Origin of the sequence: Actinoplanes sp. DH11 (assembly GCF_020873875.1) — a bacterium.
GTDB lineage: Bacteria > Actinomycetota > Actinomycetes > Mycobacteriales > Micromonosporaceae > Actinoplanes.
The window spans coordinates 1-233 of record NZ_JAHWGU010000242.1 but is presented as its reverse complement, the minus strand read 5'-3'; the positions used below and the strand labels follow the sequence as shown (position 1 = coordinate 233).

The following is a 233-nucleotide window of genomic DNA, read 5'->3' as shown; positions in this document are numbered from 1 at the left end:
GGGTCCGGGCGAAGAGGTGCCGGGGGAGTCGGTGCGGGTGCCGGGTCCGGTGCCGTGGCTGGTTTCTGCGAAGTCGCCGGAGGCGTTGGCGGCGCAGGTGCAGCGGTTGGCCGTGTTGGATGCTGATCCTGTTGATGTCGGGTTCTCGTTGGCTACGACGCGGGCGTTGTTGCCGTATCGGGCTGTGGTGACTGATGTGTCGGCGCCGTTGGATGTCGTGCGGGTGGCTGACG

1 protein-coding gene is annotated in these 233 nt (G+C 67.8%); it reads left to right on the top strand.

Going from position 1 to position 233, the window contains the following annotated elements:
• Window positions 1-233, top strand: a 233-nt coding sequence (locus LPA41_RS41610; protein WP_229077050.1) for a hypothetical protein, incomplete at both ends; no start/stop codon positions are given.